At 45.3% G+C, this 19,065-nt stretch carries 20 protein-coding genes and 1 riboswitch; all 20 genes read left to right on the forward strand.

Going from position 1 to position 19,065, the window contains the following annotated elements:
* Positions 1 to 21: 21 nt before the first annotated feature.
* The 20 genes from ACFQ3J_RS02420 to ccsA all read left to right on the forward strand — a co-directional run bounded on the left by ACFQ3J_RS02420 (position 22) and on the right by ccsA (position 19,017).
* Positions 22 to 666 carry a stage V sporulation protein AA gene (locus tag ACFQ3J_RS02420; RefSeq protein WP_091158124.1) on the forward strand — a complete coding sequence of 215 codons (645 nt, stop codon included), beginning with the start codon at positions 22 to 24 and terminating at the stop codon, positions 664 to 666.
* Positions 667 to 668: 2 nt separating this feature from the next.
* Positions 669 to 1,091 carry a stage V sporulation protein AB gene (locus ACFQ3J_RS02425; protein WP_091159203.1) on the forward strand — a complete coding sequence of 141 codons (423 nt, stop codon included), beginning with the start codon at positions 669 to 671 and terminating at the stop codon, positions 1,089 to 1,091.
* 43 nt (positions 1,092 to 1,134) lie between these two features.
* A complete protein-coding gene (locus ACFQ3J_RS02430) occupies positions 1,135 to 2,694 on the forward strand; it encodes a spore germination protein (RefSeq protein WP_244533217.1) in 1,560 nt (519 codons plus the stop codon).
* A gap of 149 nt (positions 2,695 to 2,843) precedes the next feature.
* The gene (gene lysA / locus ACFQ3J_RS02435; RefSeq protein ID WP_251581034.1) at positions 2,844 to 4,175 is read left to right on the forward strand and encodes a diaminopimelate decarboxylase; all 1,332 of its coding nucleotides are present in this window, start codon (positions 2,844 to 2,846) and stop codon (positions 4,173 to 4,175) included.
* Between the two features lie 248 nt (positions 4,176 to 4,423).
* Entirely contained in the window at positions 4,424 to 4,858 is a 435-nt protein-coding gene (locus tag ACFQ3J_RS02440; protein WP_091158120.1) for a peptidylprolyl isomerase, read from the forward strand.
* 238 nt (positions 4,859 to 5,096) lie between these two features.
* Positions 5,097 to 5,242, forward strand: a riboswitch (FMN riboswitch).
* Positions 5,243 to 5,484: 242 nt separating this feature from the next.
* A complete protein-coding gene (gene ribD / locus ACFQ3J_RS02445; protein ID WP_091158118.1) occupies positions 5,485 to 6,585 on the forward strand; it encodes a bifunctional diaminohydroxyphosphoribosylaminopyrimidine deaminase/5-amino-6-(5-phosphoribosylamino)uracil reductase RibD in 1,101 nt (366 codons plus the stop codon).
* A gap of 22 nt (positions 6,586 to 6,607) precedes the next feature.
* Positions 6,608 to 7,279: a riboflavin synthase gene (ribE, locus tag ACFQ3J_RS02450; RefSeq protein ID WP_091158117.1), complete on the forward strand. Its 672-nt coding sequence runs from the start codon at positions 6,608 to 6,610 to the stop codon at positions 7,277 to 7,279.
* Positions 7,280 to 7,311: 32 nt separating this feature from the next.
* Positions 7,312 to 8,556: a bifunctional 3,4-dihydroxy-2-butanone-4-phosphate synthase/GTP cyclohydrolase II gene (locus ACFQ3J_RS02455; RefSeq protein ID WP_091158115.1), complete on the forward strand. Its 1,245-nt coding sequence runs from the start codon at positions 7,312 to 7,314 to the stop codon at positions 8,554 to 8,556.
* A gap of 24 nt (positions 8,557 to 8,580) precedes the next feature.
* On the forward strand, positions 8,581 to 9,048 hold the full coding sequence (ribH, locus tag ACFQ3J_RS02460) for a 6,7-dimethyl-8-ribityllumazine synthase (protein WP_047911095.1): 468 nt from the start codon (positions 8,581 to 8,583) through the stop codon (positions 9,046 to 9,048).
* A gap of 81 nt (positions 9,049 to 9,129) precedes the next feature.
* Positions 9,130 to 9,936 (forward strand): segregation and condensation protein A, encoded by an 807-nt coding sequence (locus ACFQ3J_RS02465; protein WP_091158113.1) that lies wholly within the window; start codon positions 9,130 to 9,132, stop codon positions 9,934 to 9,936.
* The gene (gene scpB, locus ACFQ3J_RS02470; protein WP_091158111.1) at positions 9,905 to 10,540 is read left to right on the forward strand and encodes an SMC-Scp complex subunit ScpB; all 636 of its coding nucleotides are present in this window, start codon (positions 9,905 to 9,907) and stop codon (positions 10,538 to 10,540) included. The genes ACFQ3J_RS02465 and scpB overlap by 32 nt, the downstream gene beginning before the upstream one ends.
* A 122-nt stretch (positions 10,541 to 10,662) precedes the next feature.
* On the forward strand, positions 10,663 to 11,361 hold the full coding sequence (locus ACFQ3J_RS02475; RefSeq protein ID WP_251581036.1) for a DUF2953 domain-containing protein: 699 nt from the start codon (positions 10,663 to 10,665) through the stop codon (positions 11,359 to 11,361).
* Between the two features lie 99 nt (positions 11,362 to 11,460).
* Positions 11,461 to 11,901 (forward strand): GerW family sporulation protein, encoded by a 441-nt coding sequence (ytfJ, locus tag ACFQ3J_RS02480; protein ID WP_091158105.1) that lies wholly within the window; start codon positions 11,461 to 11,463, stop codon positions 11,899 to 11,901.
* A gap of 116 nt (positions 11,902 to 12,017) precedes the next feature.
* Positions 12,018 to 13,208, forward strand: a complete 1,191-nt coding sequence (locus tag ACFQ3J_RS02485) for a D-alanyl-D-alanine carboxypeptidase family protein (protein ID WP_379292277.1) — start codon at positions 12,018 to 12,020, stop codon at positions 13,206 to 13,208.
* Between the two features lie 34 nt (positions 13,209 to 13,242).
* Entirely contained in the window at positions 13,243 to 13,890 is a 648-nt protein-coding gene (locus ACFQ3J_RS02490; RefSeq protein WP_091158101.1) for a nucleoside recognition domain-containing protein, read from the forward strand.
* 6 nt (positions 13,891 to 13,896) lie between these two features.
* A complete protein-coding gene (locus ACFQ3J_RS02495) occupies positions 13,897 to 14,430 on the forward strand; it encodes a spore maturation protein (protein ID WP_091158099.1) in 534 nt (177 codons plus the stop codon).
* Between the two features lie 134 nt (positions 14,431 to 14,564).
* Positions 14,565 to 15,314 carry a pseudouridine synthase gene (locus tag ACFQ3J_RS02500; protein ID WP_091158098.1) on the forward strand — a complete coding sequence of 250 codons (750 nt, stop codon included), beginning with the start codon at positions 14,565 to 14,567 and terminating at the stop codon, positions 15,312 to 15,314.
* 209 nt (positions 15,315 to 15,523) lie between these two features.
* Positions 15,524 to 16,051: a redoxin domain-containing protein gene (locus ACFQ3J_RS02505; protein WP_251581038.1), complete on the forward strand. Its 528-nt coding sequence runs from the start codon at positions 15,524 to 15,526 to the stop codon at positions 16,049 to 16,051.
* 24 nt (positions 16,052 to 16,075) lie between these two features.
* Positions 16,076 to 17,752: a cytochrome c biogenesis protein ResB gene (gene resB, locus ACFQ3J_RS02510; protein WP_251581040.1), complete on the forward strand. Its 1,677-nt coding sequence runs from the start codon at positions 16,076 to 16,078 to the stop codon at positions 17,750 to 17,752.
* 32 nt (positions 17,753 to 17,784) lie between these two features.
* Positions 17,785 to 19,017 (forward strand): cytochrome c biogenesis protein CcsA, encoded by a 1,233-nt coding sequence (ccsA, locus tag ACFQ3J_RS02515; protein WP_251581659.1) that lies wholly within the window; start codon positions 17,785 to 17,787, stop codon positions 19,015 to 19,017.
* Positions 19,018 to 19,065: the final 48 nt, after the last annotated feature.

A 19,065-nucleotide genomic window follows, 5' to 3' on the forward strand; every position in this document is an offset into this window, starting at 1 on the left:
GTATAAAGGGGTGAGGTTAGGATGACCGTACCATCCACTCCTATCATTTATGTAAGGCTGCATAGCCGGATCAAAATAAAGCTTGGTATAACACTTACGATCAGACATGTGGCACATGTGCTCTCAGATCCGCCTGGATTAGAAGACAAGGTGCTGGAAGCGGAGCTGCTGCAGACTGAGAAAAAGGACGGGAGCCTGCTGCTAGTTGATGTTCTTCAGATTATTGGGCGAATAAAGGAGATTGTGCCAGGAGCAACGATTGAAACACTAGGCAGCAGCCATACGCTTGTTGAGCTGATCCCTCATGATCGGCCGCCGTCCAAATCGCTGTTTGTGCTTGTTTGGCTGCTGCTTTTTTTTGGCTCAGCGCTGACCATTATGAATTTTCACGCTGATGTAAACATGAAAGAAGTGCATATTCGAATTGTTGAAATGCTGACGGGATATCGGGATGAGAATCCTTACTTGTTCCAGACAGCATACTCCATTGGTATCGGTTTTGGCATGGCTGTTTTTTTTAATCATTTGTTCAAGAAGAAATGGAATGATGAGCCTACTCCGCTGGAGGTCGAGATGTACCTGTATCAGCAAAATGTTGATCAATATGCAGTTAATGAAGAGTACGAGCGAATCAAAAAAGAGCATGCTCCTTCAGGTCAAAAATAATGATGACGGTTCTGGACGGCTGCATACTGATTGTACTGGGTATTGCATCAGGAATCGCTGTAGGGAGTGGAGTCATTGCTCTCTTCATCGTGCTGGACATGATCCCGCGCTTAGCACAGCTTACACGCTCGTATGACAAGGCTTATGCCTATGAAGGTGCAATGATTGCCGGTTCATTCATTGGTACAGTCGCTGACTTATGGAATCTGAAAGTATATGGTCTCCCAATTATCTCGATATTCGTAGGTCTGCTATGCGGTATATTTATCGGTTTGCTGGCGGCAGCCTTAACTGAGGTATTGAACGTCCTGCCCATACTTGCCAAGAGACTGGGAATGAAATCTTATTTATTTGGATTACTAATGGCTATGGTATTCGGTAAGGTAGCCGGTTCATTATTTGATTGGTTTGTGTACACCAGATAACAGCTGAATGCATACAACAGAAGTAGGAGGCATCAAGAACAAAATGTCAGATGAATCGCAACAAATGACTGAAGAAGAGAAGCAGCTCCAAGAAAAAAAGGAAAGAGAAATGTCAGATTCCATTGAGGAATCGATTCAATATTGGCAGAATGAGGACGTCATTGATCCGGATTTTGACGTACTGCGGAACACGCTCAAGTATGTGATGGGCTTTGGAGAAAGCTTTGATGTCAATTTCCGTGAGATGACCTTTGGTGGGCGTCATACCGGGCTTTTGTTCATAACTGGACTTTCCAAAGATACGATTCTGACTGAAATTTTAAAAAGGCTGTCCTATGTGCCCGAGGATGAGATGTCTTCTGATGCTCTGGAAAAGTACTTTGAGTTCTACATTCCCCATATCCAAGTATCCAAGGTAACGAAACTTAGCGAAGCCTTCATCCAGGCAATGAGCGGCATGAGCGTCTTCTTTGTGGAAGGCGAAACAACAGCGCTGATCATTGACACCCGTAGTTATCCTTCGCGCGGTCCTGAAGAACCTTCATTAGAGAGAGTCGTCAGGGGAGCCAGAGACGGGTTTACAGAAACGATGCTGACCAATGTGTCTCTTGTCCGCAGACGGCTGCATGACCCCGGATTTAAACTGGAGCTGTTTCGAGTCGGGGAAAGAACCAAAACAGATGTGTGCCTTGCTTATATTGACGATATCGTGGACAAGGTTCAGGTTGAGACGATCCGCAAAAAAATTGAGAGCATTGATATTGATGGTATTCCGCTTGCCGATAAGCAGCTTGAGGAAATCATCATTAATCGAGGTTGGCATCCGTATCCACTTGTTCGTTATTCAGAGCGTCCAGATTCGGTTGCTTCCCATTTGCTTGAGGGCAGAGTAGTACTGTTCGTGGATACTTCCCCTAGTGTTATGATTATGCCTACGACCTTCTTTGATCTGTGTCAGCATGCCGAAGAGAATAGACAGACACCGTTCATGGGTTCTTATTTGCGGATAGTAAGACTCATAGGGATATTAGCCTCGTTGTTCTTGCTTCCTTTATGGATGCTGTTTGTGATTGATCCTGGATTGAAACCGGAGGGACTGGACATTATTGGTCCTCAGGAAAATGTAAAGCTTCCGATCATACTGCAATTTCTCATCGTAGAATTGGGGATAGATTTAATGCGAATGGCCGCCGTCCATACACCAACACCGCTTGCCTCGGCAATGGGTCTTATTGCGGCTATATTAGTCGGGGATGTAGCGGTAAAGGCAGGCTTGTTCGTTAATGAGGTTCTGCTGTATATGGCGGTAGCAGCGATTGGGATGTTCGCAACCCCAAGCTATGAGCTTGGGCTGGCAAATCGTATGGTCAGACTGATTCTACTCGTACTCGTGGCTATCTTTAAAGTGCCTGGGCTGGTGGTTGGGACCACTGCGATCATTATTGGACTAGCACTGCATCGATCTTACAATTCGTCCTATCTGTGGCCATTTATACCCTTTAATGCAAAGGGGCTGGTTGCCACATTCGTTCGTTCCCCAGTGCTAACAAATAAGAAGAGACCTTCGTTTAACAAGCCTAGGGATAATACAAAGATGCCCTAAAGCCAACAGCTATAAGGCTTGTGTCCATGAATATAATACAAATGATCTGCCGAATAATCCATTTCTATCAAAAACAAGAGTCTGCTATACTGATGTAAAGTTCGATGGAATCTTTTTTCATTCCAGGAAAAGTGGAGGACTAGCGAATTATGTATTTACACGGTACTAGCAAAATTAATGATTTAGGACATCTCGAAATTGGTGGATGCGATACAGTTCAACTCAAAGAAGAATATGGGACTCCACTATATATCGTTGATGAAATACTTGTCCGCAAGCGGGCTAGAGAATATATGGACGCATTCAGAGCCTCAGGTCTGAAATTTCAGGTAGCTTATGCGAGCAAGGCGTTCAGCGTAACGGCCATGTGCGCACTTGCCGAGCAGGAAGGTCTATCTCTGGATGTTGTCTCGGATGGAGAGCTTTACACAGCGCTGCTGGCTGGATTTCCGACGGAGCGCATTCACTTCCACGGGAACAACAAAACGCCGAATGAAATTGAAATGGCGCTAGATGCGCGCATCGGCTGCTTCGTCGTGGACAATCTTGTAGAACTGCAATTGCTTCAAGCGATGGCTAGTGAGAAGAATCAACAGGTTAATATCTTACTACGCGTAACTCCGGGTGTTGAAGCTCATACGCATGAGTATATTTCCACTGGACAAACCGACTCGAAATTCGGGTTTGATATCGGAAACGGAGCTGCCTTTGAAGCCATAGAACAGGCATTGAAGCAGCCGAACCTTAAGCTCCTTGGACTCCACTCCCACATTGGTTCCCAGATCTTCGAAGTGGAAGGCTTCCAAATGGCCATAGAGCGGGTCGCTTCTTTTACCAAAGAAGTGAAGAGTAAACTGAACGTTGTGTTCCAGGTTGTCAATCTTGGCGGCGGTTTTGGTATCCGTTACTTCGAAGGAGATACACCACTTCAGGTATCCCAGTATGTCAAGGCAATTACGGATGGAGTTAAGCTTCATTTTGCAGATATTGGCGAAGAGCTTCCGGAAATATGGGTTGAGCCGGGCCGCAGCATGGTAGGCGAAGCCGGTACAACGTTGTATACGGTTGGAGCAATTAAGAACATCCCTGGTGTACGCAAGTATGTATCGGTGGATGGAGGCATGACAGATAACCCGCGTCCAGCTCTCTACGATTCCAAATACGAAGCGATACTGGCTAACCGCGCGAATGAAGCAACAGAAGAGACCGTCTCTATTGCAGGGAAGGCATGTGAGAGCGGAGATATGCTGATTTGGGATTTAGAGCTTCCTCAGGTGGAAACAGGTGATCTGCTGGCAGTATCCTGCACAGGTGCTTATAACTATTCCATGTCTAGCAATTACAACCGGATACGTCGTCCAGCCGTTGTCTTCGTTCAGAACGGTGAAAGTGATCTCGTTGTTCGCCGCGAAAGTCATGAAGATATCGTGCGTAACGATATCATTCCGGCGAGAATCAGCAAACAAACAATTAACAGCTGAATCCATTTTATAACTCATTGAATCAGCTAACATTTTTATTCACTCTCTGCAAGCTGCTGTGTCTAGATCAACGGCTTGGGGGAGTGTTTTTTACATCGGGCTGACATGGTTCCTGCTCAGAAGCCTACGAATAATTGCAAATTGAAGTCAAAGTAGATACAATCAGATAGTGATGCATGAATTAAGGACAAGGCTTATGTACATACCATTGGTCTGCCTTAGAAAATAGTTAAAAGGAAGTGACGCATATGAAAAAAGGAATTATTGAACTTGAAAATGGCGGAACCGTAGAAATCGAATTCCTGCCAGAAGAAGCACCAAATACAGTAGCAAACTTTGAGAAATTGGCTAACAGCGGTTTTTACAACGGTCTTAGCTTTCACCGTGTAATTCCAGGCTTCGTAGCACAAGGCGGATGCCCAGTAGGCAATGGTACAGGCGGCCCTGGTTACTCCATCGATTGTGAAACGGCAACAAACACAACGAAGCATGAAAAAGGCGTACTCTCTATGGCACATGCCGGCAAAAATACAGGCGGAAGCCAGTTCTTCATCGTATATGAGCCGCAGCCGCATTTGGATGGAGTTCATACCGTGTTTGGTAAAGTTGTCAAAGGTATGGAATACATTGATGGCGTGAAGCAAGGCGACAAAATGAAGAGTGTATCCGTATTTGACGCTTAAGTTTAGGCTGCTAGAATTGTTGCAATAGCAAATTACGGCATCCCGCATATTTTATATGTGGGATGTTCTATTACATAGCCGATGGATCTCGAGCCTTGGGTCGTGCAGCTGAATTCGGTTCAGGAGGAAGAATAAATTCTAATAAAAAAGCGCCTGCACGACAGCGGGTGTTAAGCTCAGCTGTTGATTTTTCATAATGGGAATGCTACTATTTTTCTATTACTTCGTTTCATATGCTGTAATCCTTCGGGGCAGGGCGAAATTCCCTACCGGCGGTGATGACTTGAACTCAAGTCTTAGTCCGTGACCCGTTAGCTGGAAGCTATCGGTGGATCTGGTGCAACTCCAGAACCGACAGTATAGTCTGGATGAGAGAAGGAGAATAGGTACATAACAGATGACTCTATTTGTTGGCGTACCCAGCGGAACTTCTGCCTGTGTGTCAGTGATGATGATGCACATGGTTATTTGCCTTACCTTTAACGGTTCAAACCTGAGGTAACGGTAGTGTTCTGCTGCACTTTCTATTAAACTCTCAAGCCCCTTGTCCGGCATTTCGACCGGTTAAGGGCTTTTTTAATGAAATGTTTCTTATTCAATGTCTTTGCTGAAAAGAGGTAAGCATGATGGAAATGATGAATGATGAATTTTACATGTCGCTTGCTCTGGATATGGCAGAAAGAGCGCAGGGGCAAACGGGTATCAATCCAGTTGTCGGCTGTGTCGTCGTGAAGGGTGGACGAATGGTTGGTCTTGGAGCTCATCTGAAAAGGGGTACAGGGCATGCCGAGGTTCATGCCTTGAACATGGCTGGCAGTGAGGCGGAAGGAAGCACCGTTTATGTCACGCTTGAGCCCTGCAGTCACTATGGCAAGACACCTCCATGCAGCGAAAGGCTAATCAGTGAGAAGGTCAAAAGAGTGGTTGTCGCATGCGAAGACCCTAATCCACAGGTAGCAGGCAAGGGATTTGATATGCTTCGCAGACACGGAATCGAAGTCAAAGTCGGTGTACTGAGAGACCGGGCTAGACGGCTCAACGAGAAATTCATCAAATATATTACGACGGGTCTACCCTTTGTAACGCTCAAGACGGCTTCAACATTAGACGGAAAGATCGCAACCAAGAGTGGAGACAGCAAATGGATTTCTAACGAGCAAGCGAGAGAACATATTCATATGCTCAGACATCGTCACCAAGGAATTATGGTCGGGGTGGAGACCGTCATTGCTGACAATCCCGAGTTAACAACCCGGTTATCTATAGATGGGATTAGTCCGATTCGGATCGTTGTGGATTCGAGACTGAGAATCCCTATAGATACCAAGCTGGTTCGTGATGGAAATGCCATGACTTTGATCCTGACGACTGATGAAGCAGCGGCTGAACGTGAGGCGGTGCTGGCAAGTTATGGTGTAGAAGTAATCCGGTGTGGTCCGGGACCGAGGGTCGATCTATTAAGAGCTATGAGCTTGTTAGGTGAAATGGAGATTGGCTCTATATTGCTTGAAGGCGGCGGCACTTTGAACGGCGCAATGCTGGAGGCCAGACTGATCGACCGGCTGCTGATGTTTATTGCACCTAAGATCGTTGGGGGATACGAGACACCAGGCAGCTTCCGATTTGAAGGCGTGGACCGAATGAATGATGCAATTCAATTAAATAAACTTGAAGTCGAGACCATTGGAGATAATATTTGTGTGACAGGTTTACCTGTGTGGCCGTAAGGCTGATTAAGGAGTGAATGCCATGTTTACTGGGCTGATTGAAGAAGTGGGAAGAATTCGCAGCGTTGGCCGTAAAGGGGAAGCAATGGTCCTTGGAATCAGCGCAAAGCGAATCATGGATGATCTTAAGATTGGAGACAGTGTTGCTGTCAACGGAGTATGCTTGACTGCAACATCCATAGAATCCGGCGGCTTCCTGGCTGATGTGATGCCCGAAACTTTTCGTCATACGACCCTTCGTCATTTGGGGAGCGGCAGTCCTGTTAATCTCGAGCGGGCAATGTCAGCGAGTGGCCGTTTTGGAGGACATATTGTACAGGGCCATGTGGATGGAACAGGCAAGATTACTGCGATATCCCGAGACCAGAATGCGGTCGTATTCGAAATTTCACCGGTTAACAGTGATGTATTCCGGTTTATTATTCCGAAAGGCTCCATCACGATTGAAGGAATTAGTTTGACTGTTGTCGATACGACGGCTTCCTCATTTACCGTATCCATCATACCGCATACATTAGGTGAGACGGTGCTTGCTCATCGCAATACAGGGGATATTGTCAATCTCGAGTGCGATATTCTTGGCAAGTACGTGAATCATTTGCTGCAGTATGGACAAGGTGCCTCACCAGCGGACGGAACAGGTGAACAGTCGAAATTAAGCTTTGAATTTCTAAGCTCACACGGATTTAATTGATATAAATGAGCAGTAACAAGGAGGGTGATGACATGGACGAGGAATCCATTTTTCATACAGTAGAAGCAGCACTTCAGGATCTGCAGCAAGGCAAAGTGGTCATCGTCGTTGATGATGAAGACCGTGAGAATGAAGGTGATTTCGTGGCTCTGGCGGATAAAGCTACTCCGGAAGTCATCAATTTTATGATTACAGAGGGCAGAGGACTCGTATGTGTGCCGATTACGCAAGAACGGGCAGAAGAGCTTGACCTTAAACCCATGGTTCACCAAAATACGGATTTTCATGGTACAGCCTTCACCGTGTCCGTCGATCATAAATTAACCACGACTGGAATTTCAGCACATGAACGTTCAATTACGGTCAAAGCACTGATCGACTCGGAAGCTTCCGGAGCGGATTTCAGAAAGCCCGGCCATATGTTTCCACTGATCGCCAAGAAAGGCGGAGTGCTTCGGCGCGCAGGACATACGGAGGCTGCTGTAGATCTTGCCAGAATGAGTGGATCTTATCCTGCAGGTGTGATCTGTGAGATTATAAAGGAAGACGGATCGATGGCCAGACTGCCCGATCTGAAGGAAATTGCAAAGCAGCATGATCTGAAACTTATCAGCATCAAGGACATGATTGCGTATCGCAACGCCAAGGAGAATCTGGTTACTCGTGAGGTTTCGGTGAGAATGCCGACTGATTTTGGCGAGTTTCAAGCGATAGCTTATACGAATGAAGTGGATCACAAAGAGCATGTGGCTCTTGTCAAAGGCACGCTTAATACGGAAGAGCCGGTTCTCGTGCGTGTTCATTCCGAATGTTTGACCGGAGATGTATTCCATTCTCACCGCTGTGACTGCGGTCCGCAGTTCGAAGCTGCCCTGCGTCAGATACATGAGAATGGCAGCGGCGTGCTGCTATATATGCGTCAGGAAGGCCGGGGTATCGGGCTGATTAATAAACTCAAGGCCTATAAGCTGCAGGAGCAGGGACTTGATACGGTGGATGCGAATCTGAAGCTGGGATTCCCTGCTGATCTTCGCGATTACGGAATCGGCGCACAAATTCTCAAAGACTTGGGAATTCGCAAGATTAACCTGCTGACCAACAATCCGCGAAAAATTAAAGGGCTAGAGGGATATGGTCTGGAAGTCGTGTCAAGAATACCGATTCAAATTACAGAAAATAAAGATAATTCATCCTATTTGCATACCAAGCAGTCCAAGCTGGGGCATATGCTGAAATTTGATGATATTGAGCAGAACGAGCAGGAAATCAAATCTTAAGTTAAGAAGGGCAGATGAATAATAATGGCTAACTATTTTGAAGGTAATTTAGTTTCTGAAGGATTAAGATATGGTGTTGTGGTTGGACGTTTCAATGAATTTTTAACGAGCAAGCTGCTGTCCGCTTCCCTGGATGCTTTTAAACGTCATGGTGTACAAGATGATGAGGTTGATGTTGCATGGGTGCCTGGTGCTTTTGAAATTCCCCTGATTGCTCAAAAAATGGCCGAGAGCGGCAAATACGATGCGGTCATTACCCTCGCAACTGTAATCCGTGGCTCTACCACCCATTATGATTATGTTTGTAATGAGATGGCTAAGGGCGTTGCTGCAATTAACTTGAAGACAGGCGTGCCGACCATATTTGGTCTTGTTTCTACTGAGAATATTGAACAAGCCATCGAACGCTCTGGAACGAAAGCAGGAAATAAAGGCTGGGACGCTGCTGTTGCAGCAATTGAGATGGCAAACTTGACGAAACAGCTGAAATAGTGCTTAGTTAATATAAGCCCTGTACTCAGGCTTCTCTTAGCCGGGGCAGGGCTTTACGTATTTTGTAACATTTGCGGGAGGATGCGTCCATTGACGGTTGTGACTTATAAGCTTGAATCGTTTGAAGGCCCACTGGACCTTCTATTACATTTGATTGACAAACATGAGATCGACATCCAGGATATACCGATCAGCCGAATAACGGACCAATATATGGATTATATTCATACCATGCAAGAGCTGGAGCTTGATATTACAAGTGAGTTTTTGGTGATGGCAGCTACACTGCTGGCGATCAAGAGTAAAATTTTGCTGCCCAAGCCTCCTGTATTTCATGAATTTGAAGACGATCATTTCATGGAGGAAGAAGATGAAGACCCTCGTGCCGAATTGGTTCAGAAGCTCATTGAATACCGAAAATTCAAGAGCATCGCGCGTCATCTGCATGAACGCGAATCGGTTAGAAGTCTTATTTTCTCCAAAGAGCCTGAGGATTTAACGCCTTATGTTCATCATGAACCGTCGAATCCGGTTGAAGGGCTGCATACATCAGATTTGATTGTGGCTTTTCAAAAAGCACTCGGCCGGGCTTCGAGAAATACGACGGTGGCTAGGATTCACCGTGATGAAATATCGGTTAAGGATCGGATTCGGGATGTAGCCGGTACGCTAGGACGTAAAGGATATGGCGGCAAAATGCTGTTTTCCAAGCTGTTCAATGAGGATATGTATCGCCAAGAGATCGTCGTCACTTTTTTGGCTATTTTGGAGTTAATGAAAATGAAACAAATTGTATGTTACCAGGAACGATTGTTTGAAGATATCGTGATGGAGTGGAGAGGGGAAAACGAAAGCGATGGACTTTCCGGCATTGAAGTCGATTATTGAGGGCTTGTTATTTTTATCGGGTGAAGAAGGATTAGGTGTCAAGCAGCTCTCCGAAATTGTCGATCAGCGTCCAGAAGTCGTAACTGATGCGCTAGAGGAACTGAAAAGGGAATATACCAAGCAGGGAAGAGGACTGCAGATATTAAAGATTGCGGGAAACTATCAGATGGGAACCTTGCCTGAGCACGCCGTCTATTTTGAGAAGCTTGCTTACTCCCCTTCCAGATCCTCACTCTCTCAAGCCGCTCTTGAAACGTTATCCATTATTGCTTACCGGCAGCCGATAACGAGAGTGGAGATTGAAGAGATCCGCGGAGTTAAGGCAGAACGGGCACTCCATACTTTGACGAGTAAGGATTTGATTGAAGAGGTTGGACGAGCAGAGGCCATCGGCCGTCCTATTTTATATGGGACAACGAAGGCCTTTCTTGATTATTTCGGTCTCGGCACGATCAAAGATTTGCCAGAACCGTCCGTATTTGAAGATTCTGACCCGCTCGAAGAAGAGACACAGCTCTTGTTCAGCAAGCTGGGGCAGAATATGTTTGAGGAAGAGTCTTCGAGTGAAGTTCCAATTGACAATGAACGTAATAGAGCTGAGTAGTTGTACAATCGATGCCTTTTAGAGGGCATCGTTTTTTTTATGCCAAAGGATTCGCATGTTTTCCATATTTGAGAACATACTAAAAGGGAGTTTTAATTTTACATATACCAGGGGGAAGTCTCGTGTGGATCTGGATTAGCGCAGGTATACTGCTCGTTATAATTCTACTTATTGTGTTCGTACTTGTATCAAGAATACATATCCATCTCGTTGTGAAGTCTACAAATCATAAGCAGGAGGTACATGTTCAGCTTAAAATGATGTACGGGATCCTCAGAATAACCAAGGAAGTCCCAGAACAGAAAATTCAGGAGTTCAAAGCAAAGCTGCTCAAGAAGCTCGAGGGTGCATTATCAGGCCAGCTGGCCGGCAGCAACAAGGAACAAGAAGAGGAATCGCCTGATGAGAAGCATGGGAAGAAAGGGATATTGTATCAGTCCGGAGCTTTGCTCAAGAGTGCCTATGCTTTGAAGATATGGGATACGGCTCCGTTTGCCTCGATTCGGATTCTGGAACTGAAATGGAATACCCGTATAGGGACAGAGGATGTTGTATTCACTTCTGTATTAACAGGTATCTTGTGGGGGATCAAGAATACCGTGTTTGGCTGGTTGTCCCACAAGGTGAGGCTTCTAGAAATACCACAGGTTAATGTCGCGGCGAATTGGACAGAGCAATGGGATCTGAAGACGGATTTTGAAATAAAAGCCTGTATCCGCTTTGTTAAAGCGATGCGACTCAGCAATATGCTCACCAAGCGTTTAGCAGACGCTCATGGAGGTATTCTATCCTGGCGCAGAGATTTGGAGGAAGAGGCTTAATAAAGTAATTTATTTTCCAGTTTGTTTTTTGCACATACTGCTCCTGTATCTTGGGAAACCTATAGATGTCAAACCATTGTTATAAGGAGGCAATTCATCATGTCGGATCATCCAATTCAAGGATTAATGAAAACAGCTATGGAAAACATCAAGGCAATGGTCGATGTCAACACCATAGTAGGTGATGCAGTTGAGACACCGGATGGTACGGTAATACTGCCGATCAGCCGTGTTGGATTTGGCTTTGCAGCAGGAGGAAGCGATTTTCATCTCGATGCTGAAGCTGAGTCAAAGAGCAGCAACGGCAAGCCTAACCCATTCGGGGGCGGTAGCGGCGGAGGTGTATCTATCCGACCTATCGCATTTCTTGTTGTAGGCAATCAGGGTGTTCACATTGTACCTCTGGATAATCAAACCCATCTGTTTGAGAAGATCATTGATTCTGCACCGCAGGTCATTGATCAAATTCAAAGCATTTTCCAGAAGAACAATGCGGGTTCAGGGATGGCAACGTCTACGGCTCCAACTTACGAAGTGTAATCAGATTAGTCCCTTCCGCAGCTCATGCATTTGGAGGGGACTTTTTGTTGGACATACATCTGCCTGTCCATACATAGAATAGTACAAGATGACTCGAAGGAGCCGGAGGGAAGCAAATGAATCTCTTAAAAAAAATGACTGTATTGCCCTTGGTTTTATCGTTATTTACTGCTCCATTTACAGCCCATGCTGACCATAAACCTGGTCATGAAGCGCCTATGCTCGATACACATGCACAGACGGCTGCTCTCATTGATGTCACCTCAGGCCGGATTCTTTACAGCAAAGACGGAGAAAAGGAAATGCGCATAGCCAGCTTGACCAAAATCATGACAGCCATTGTGGCGATCGAGCAGGGCGATTTGAAGAGCACCGTTACGGTCAGTAAAAATGCAGCCGGTAAGGAAGGCTCGTCTCTTTATTTGAAACTGGGTGAGAAGATGACGCTTGAGAATATGCTCTATGGATTAATGCTGCGTTCAGGCAACGATGCGGCAACGGCCATCGCAGAGCATATCGGTGGTTCGGAGGAAGGCTTTGTATATCTGATGAATATGAAGGCTGACGAGATCGGACTTGTACATAGCCAGTTTAGGAATCCGCATGGACTAGATGATGAAGGCCATTATTCGACCGCTGAGGATATGGCCAAGCTGACCGCTTATGCACTGCGTAACGCTGACTTTAAACGGATTGTAGCTACACAGGAACACAAGGCCCCCAATCCTGAGGAATCCTGGGACTACGATTGGCACAACAAAAATAAGATGCTTCGTTTGTATGAAGGTGCAGATGGAGTGAAGACCGGCTACACCAAAAAAGCCTTTCGCTGTCTAGTAAGCTCAGCAACACGAAATGGTCAGCAGTTAGTTGCCGTTACGCTAAATGACGGGAATGATTGGAATGATCATGCGAATATGCTGGATTACGGCTTTGAGCATTATCCGCTGAACGAGCTGGCAGCGAAGGGGCAATCCATTCAGCAATATGAGTACATTATAGGAAATGCGTTTAAATATCCGCTTCTCAATACTGAAACGAGTGATGTCCGAACCAAGCTGGTACTTTACAATCAGCAGAAGGAATCAGGCCCTCGGGACGAAGCGGCGGATAACAATTTTGGACTGAGGGGCAGAATTGAATTTCTATTAGATGGAGCTAAGATCGGTGAAGTTCCAGTCTATGAAAAAGGCAGCTTCATTCCAAAGGACAAAGCAGCAGAAACTATTGCTCTTCCTTTTGATCAGTTAAAAGGGAATTCCCTGTTCAGCTCTCTAAAGAGAGTGCTTGACCAGCTCTTTAATTAGAATGAGCAAGTGATCGAAGTGGGAGGGATCGCGAATGATAAACCTGATTTGGCTTGCCATGATCGTTATCGGTTTTGTATTTTCCGCAGCAAAGGGTAATATTGAGCTCGTTACCCAGGCGGCTTTTGATGGGGCAGCAACGGGAGTTACGGTATGCTTTGGACTGATCAGCGTTCTGGTGTTCTGGATGGGAATGATGAAGATCGCGGAAGATTCCGGTCTGCTGAATAAAGTGGCGAAGCTTCTAGGCCCGATTGTATCCTATCTGTTCCCGGATGTTCCGAAACAGCATCCTGCAATGGGATATATTTTATCCAATATGAGCGCCAACCTGTTTGGACTCGGAAACGCGGCAACACCCATGGGGATTAAAGCGATGCAGCAGCTTCAGGAGCTGAATCCGGACAAAACGACGGCCAGTCCAGCCATGTGCACATTGCTGGCACTGAATACAGCGAGTATAACCATTATACCTACCACCCTAATTGCGATTCGGCTGAATTACCATTCGGCTAATCCAGCTGAAATCGTAGGCACCACACTGATGGCGACAGCCATTGCTACATTTGCGGCTATCGCAGCTGATCGATATTTCCGAAGCAGAACTCCAACGCCTAAAGCACCAGCGCCCCCAAAAAATCACCTTAATAAGCCGATCATTGAATCATCCTCGAAAGGGTGAGCATTCATGTTGTCCTTTATCAATCTCATTTCAACATGGGCAATACCTGTCATTATTGCCTTCATTCCAGTATATGCCTATTTTAGAAAAGTGCCAGTATACGAATCATTTGTCGATGGGGCAAAGGAAGGCTTTGGCACGGCGATATCGATCATTCCGAGCCTGGTCGCTATGATGGTAGCCATCAGTGTATTTCGAGCATCAGGTGCATTGGACTTTTTTATAGGACTTGTAGCACCTCTCTTTCAATGGATGGGCGTTCCACCGGAGGTGCTTCCGCTTGGTATTCTTAGACCGTTAACGGGGACGGGGTCCCTTGCTTTTACTACAGACCTCATTCAAACTCATGGTCCAGACTCCATGATTGGCCGAATCGCTTCCACCGTCCAAGGCAGTACCGACACGACACTTTATGTATTAACTGTTTATTTTGGGGCCGTTGGAATTCGGAATGGCAGATATGCCTTAAAGGTAGGATTATTCTCCGATATCGTTGGATTTGTGGCTGCAATTATGATTTGTCTTCTCGTATTTGGATAAGAATTGCCCAATAAATGGCCTTCTGAATACATTTCACACACCGGGTGAGAGGTTCAGGGGCTATTTTCCTGCTCTTGACCTTGTTATTTCTCTGTCTGATGGGTATCATTAATCCCTGAGGTGACTTATTTAAAATGGAGAGATTACAGAAAATTATCGCACAGGCGGGTATTGCTTCAAGACGCAAGAGCGAAGAGCTCATACTGTCCGGCAAAGTAGAAGTGAATGGTGAAGTCGTGACAGAGCTCGGTACGAAAGCGAATCCCGATGAAGATATCATTACAGTGAATGGTAAACCGATTCGAAGCGAGAAGAAGATATACCTGGTCATGAATAAACCCAAGGGTGTCATCACAAGCGCTTCTGATCCTGAAGGGAGAAAGATTGTTTCGGATTATCTCAAGGGAATCAAGGAACGCGTATATCCTGTAGGCCGACTTGATTACGATACAGAAGGGCTTCTATTGCTTACGAATGATGGTGAGTTTGCTCATTTACTGACACATCCAAAGCACCATGTGCCGAAGACCTATCTTGCAACGGTTAAGGGAGTCCCGCACGGAACATCACTTGACAAGCTCCGCGATGGAATTATGCTCGAAGACGGGATGACTTCTCCAGCAGAAGTGGAGTATAAGGATGTAGATACGGAGAAAAATGAGGCTGTTATTCAAATAACAATTCATGAGGGAAGAAATCGTCAGGTCAGACGGATGTTTGATGCTATCAATCATCCCGTGACCAGACTCAAGCGGATTTCCTTCGGAGGGCTGCTGCTACAGAATTTGAAGCGGGGCTTATACCGTCATTTGACAGCAGAGGAGATCAACAACCTTCTTCAGGCTGCCAAATCCGATCCTTCGAAGAAGAAATCACGCAGATAACAATGAAATAGCCGGCAATAAAGACATTGACAGAAAAGAACTAAAGTGCAGCTAACCTTGATGCTTTAGTTCTTTTTTGTATTCGTTCCAGGATAACAAATCCAAGACACATAATTTTCAAAAAACAGACGCAGATTTGTGACAATATTCGTTATAATTAGGCTAGAAGTTTAATTGGACAAGATTGTCATAAAAGGAGAGTATTTACGATGGGACGATCAAAGAGAACCGTTCAGGTTATTATTTTGATATTCATTGTCATTTTAGGCGCATATGCAATATTCTCTTCTACGGCCAAATCGGATGGCAAACCCGTTGTAGGGGACTCTGTTCCTGAATTCGAATTGTTAGGCATCGATGAGGCTGTTCATACACTGGATCAATTTAAAGGTCAGCCGATGGTCATTAATTTTTGGGGGACTTGGTGTGAGCCTTGTGTTGATGAAATGCCAGCGCTGCAGAAGCAGTGGGAGAAGTGGAAAGAGCAGGGCGTTGCTTTTATCGGTATCAATGTAGGTGAAGACAAGATGACGGTTAACAATTTTGTGCGTCAGGTTGGTGTTGATTTTCCAATTATGTACGACGAAAAAAAGATCGCGACAAGTCGGTTTGCTGTAGGTCCGATGCCTTCCACTTTCTTTGTTGCCAAGGATGGGAAGATCTCCGAAATATTTGAAGGTCAGCTGAATTTAGACACGCTCGAGTATCATATCCAGCAACTGGTGAATTCAAACTGAGCAAACAGGGGGATTTGAGACATCATGATCCAAAATACAAAATGTGAATGCGGCCATCAAAACCCAGTAGGGACAGTACTCTGTGAAGCATGCGGCAAACCTCAACTGCAGGAGGATCTTGAGTCGAGCGAACCGCTGGAAATGAGGTATGACGGGATAGCCAGACGTTCACAGAAGAGTAATCCGAACATCGTCGATCTCGTCTGGAATTTTTTCTCCTCGGTCAAAGTGGCCATCTATCTCATTGTAATAACTTTACTCGGAGCGATGCTGGGTACCATTTATCCGCAGGAAAATGCCTTTATCAATATGGATCCATCTGTTTATTACAAAGAGACATACGGAACACTTGGGCATATTTATTATTTACTAGGCTTGTCTCATACATACGAATCCTGGTGGTTCATCCTGCTGCTTGTTATGATCGGTGCTTCACTAGTCATATGCAGCTTGGACAGGGTACTGCCGCTATACAAGGCACTGAGCAAACAACGTATCCCCAAGCATATTCAATTCTTAACCAGACAGCGTGTTACATACCAAACTGAGTTTCCTGATGAGGAAGCAGAAGAGTGGATTAAGAAAGCGGTTGCGCCGCTCAAAAAGAAAGGTTATCGGGTAAAAACTGACGGTACCGCATTGCTTGCTGAGAAATATCGATTTAGCCGTTGGGGACCTTATGTCATTCATATTGGTCTGATCATATTCCTGCTGGCCGTTCTTGCCAGAGGGCTGCCTGGGCTGCACATGGACAAGCATATTTCATTTCCGCAAGGAGAGATCAAGAATATTCCTGATACCACATTGTATCTGGAGAACATTGATTTTAGAGTGGAGTATTATTCGGAAGAGGAAACTCCGGAGGAATTTAGAAATCTCGGCAGGATTGTACCTAAGCTGTTTGAAACGGAAGCCAAATTGTACGAGTGTACTGCGGATTGTACAGATCCGTCCAAGACGCCTCAGCTTCAAGAGGTGAAGCATCACTTTATTCGAGTTAACGACCCGCTGGATTATGAGGGATTGAAGGCCTATCAGTATGATTTTGACCTTACGCCGATCCTTCGCTCCGTATCTCCTGAGGTCATCGATCTTGCGTCAGGAACCTCCTATGGCAAGATTCAATTGGATATGCAGAATCCGGAACAATATTTTGAGGCAGGGCCCTATTCACTAACACTGAAAGAGAAGTACATGGATTTTGGTCTGAATGATGAAGGAAAACCTGTGTCTAAGACACCAAATCCGAATGCACCAGCCTTTTTATTCGCCATTACCGGACCTGACCTGCCGGAAGAAGGAATTCAATATTTATATTTTCCACTCGAAATTGATAAGGAGCGTTTCCAGCAAGATGTTATCAATGAACGTCTTAACGGAGGCCGTATGCCTCTGGAGCTGAACGTGGATGGGATGGAGAATGTGGATATTATCGAATCGACCTCATATTTGAATATACGAATTGACAAGGCGATGCCGTTTGTATGGGTTGGAGCTTCCATTGTTATGCTTGGTCTAGTTCTCGGATTCTACTGGCAGCATCGGAGAGTATGGATTCGAATGGATAACGGAACTCTCGTGCTGGGTGCACATACGAACAAGAACTGGTTTGGTTTAAGGCGAGAAGTAGCGGATGTGCTACAGCAGCTAGATATTATCGTTGACGAAAAACTCTTGGATAACGGAGGAAACAAAGCGTGAACAACTTACTCGATCTTAGCAGCAATGCGTTTATGATCTCATTTTTCTTATACTGTGCTGCCTTTATTGTATATGCGATAGCAATTATGGGCCGTAAATTCAGCAATCGAGATCCAATCGTCCATGTCAAGAAATGGGGTAAAATCGGACTGATTACAACCTCTATCGCGCTTGTTGGTCAATTGATCTACTTCTTTACTCGCTGGATTGGTGCGGGGCATATTCCTGTGAGTAATATGTATGAGTTTATGTCTTTCTTGTCAATGATGGTCATCATCGCTTTTATTGTCTTGTATGCGATATACAAAACACCAATTCTGGGACTGTTTGCTCTTCCGATTACCATTATCCTGATGGCTTATGCAGCAGTATTTCCACAGGAGGTCCAGCCGCTTGTTCCGTCTCTGCAGTCGATTTGGCTCAATATACACGTTACTCTTGCGGCGCTTGGAGAATCCTTTTTTGCCGTTGGTTTTGCAGCAGGTCTTATGTATCTTTTGCGGACCGTCAAATTTGACAGTTCTGCGAAATCTGATAAGAGACAGCAAGGATGGGTTGAATTCACGCTGATTGTTATTATTATTGTAATAGGCTTTATCGGTACCGTGTTTGCATTTCGGGCAAGTGGATACGAAGCGGTCTTCACGCAGCAGGAAGCGGCTAACGTTGACACTGGGGGGACCGATAATAGTACAATAGAAAAAGTGATTTATCATATGCCGCCGATTGTGGCACCATACAATAGTGAAACCGAAAGCTACACTTCATTCCTCGGTATGAAGGAACCTATATTTGAAGCTCCTTCCTGGATGGATGGTGTTAATGCAGGCCGCAAGCTTAATACAGTGATATGGTCCGTTATTTCTGGTCTTGTTTTATATGGATTATTGCGTCTTATTGTTCGCAAGCCTCTAGGCCGAACGATCAGTCCTCACTTGAAAGATATTGATCCGGATGATTTGGATGAAATCAGTTACCGTGCTATAGCGATTGGCTTCCCGATCTTTACGCTCGGGGCACTCATATTTGCTATGATTTGGGCTGAAATCGCATGGGGACGTTTCTGGGGATGGGACCCTAAAGAAGTTTGGGCTTTAATTACATGGCTGTATTATAGTGCTTATCTGCATCTGCGTCTGTCGAAAGGCTGGCAGGGAAGAAATTCAGCGTGGCTTGCAGTCATCGGATTTTTAATTGTGATGTTTACATTAGTTGGCGTGAATTTAATTATCTCAGGTCTCCACTCCTATGCAGGAACAGAATAATGCAATCACCGTCATATTCTATTTATTGTACATTCAACTAGCGCATAC

Source organism: Paenibacillus provencensis (genome assembly GCF_042678545.1).
GTDB classification, from domain to species: Bacteria; Bacillota; Bacilli; order Paenibacillales; family Paenibacillaceae; genus Paenibacillus; species Paenibacillus provencensis.

Excerpts from the sequence above, each read along its gene's own strand:
- ACFQ3J_RS02495 (WP_091158099.1), top strand. The coding sequence starts at position 13,897 with ATGTTGTCCTTTATCAATCTCATTTCAACATGGGCAATACCTGTCATT.
- lysA (WP_251581034.1), top strand. The coding sequence starts at position 2,844 with ATGTATTTACACGGTACTAGCAAAATTAATGATTTAGGACATCTCGAA.
- ACFQ3J_RS02490 (WP_091158101.1), top strand. The coding sequence starts at position 13,243 with ATGATAAACCTGATTTGGCTTGCCATGATCGTTATCGGTTTTGTATTT.
- ACFQ3J_RS02430 (WP_244533217.1), top strand. The coding sequence starts at position 1,135 with ATGTCAGATGAATCGCAACAAATGACTGAAGAAGAGAAGCAGCTCCAA.
- ACFQ3J_RS02485 (WP_379292277.1), top strand. The coding sequence starts at position 12,018 with ATGAATCTCTTAAAAAAAATGACTGTATTGCCCTTGGTTTTATCGTTA.
- ribE (WP_091158117.1), top strand. The coding sequence starts at position 6,608 with ATGTTTACTGGGCTGATTGAAGAAGTGGGAAGAATTCGCAGCGTTGGC.
- ACFQ3J_RS02425 (WP_091159203.1), top strand. The coding sequence starts at position 669 with ATGACGGTTCTGGACGGCTGCATACTGATTGTACTGGGTATTGCATCA.
- ACFQ3J_RS02505 (WP_251581038.1), top strand. The coding sequence starts at position 15,524 with ATGGGACGATCAAAGAGAACCGTTCAGGTTATTATTTTGATATTCATT.
- ACFQ3J_RS02440 (WP_091158120.1), top strand. The coding sequence starts at position 4,424 with ATGAAAAAAGGAATTATTGAACTTGAAAATGGCGGAACCGTAGAAATC.
- ACFQ3J_RS02500 (WP_091158098.1), top strand. The coding sequence starts at position 14,565 with ATGGAGAGATTACAGAAAATTATCGCACAGGCGGGTATTGCTTCAAGA.
- ribH (WP_047911095.1), top strand. The coding sequence starts at position 8,581 with ATGGCTAACTATTTTGAAGGTAATTTAGTTTCTGAAGGATTAAGATAT.
- ccsA (WP_251581659.1), top strand. The coding sequence starts at position 17,785 with ATGATCTCATTTTTCTTATACTGTGCTGCCTTTATTGTATATGCGATA.
- scpB (WP_091158111.1), top strand. The coding sequence starts at position 9,905 with ATGGACTTTCCGGCATTGAAGTCGATTATTGAGGGCTTGTTATTTTTA.
- resB (WP_251581040.1), top strand. The coding sequence starts at position 16,076 with ATGATCCAAAATACAAAATGTGAATGCGGCCATCAAAACCCAGTAGGG.
- ribD (WP_091158118.1), top strand. The coding sequence starts at position 5,485 with ATGGAAATGATGAATGATGAATTTTACATGTCGCTTGCTCTGGATATG.
- ACFQ3J_RS02465 (WP_091158113.1), top strand. The coding sequence starts at position 9,130 with ATGCGTCCATTGACGGTTGTGACTTATAAGCTTGAATCGTTTGAAGGC.
- ACFQ3J_RS02455 (WP_091158115.1), top strand. The coding sequence starts at position 7,312 with ATGGACGAGGAATCCATTTTTCATACAGTAGAAGCAGCACTTCAGGAT.
- ACFQ3J_RS02420 (WP_091158124.1), top strand. The coding sequence starts at position 22 with ATGACCGTACCATCCACTCCTATCATTTATGTAAGGCTGCATAGCCGG.
- ytfJ (WP_091158105.1), top strand. The coding sequence starts at position 11,461 with ATGTCGGATCATCCAATTCAAGGATTAATGAAAACAGCTATGGAAAAC.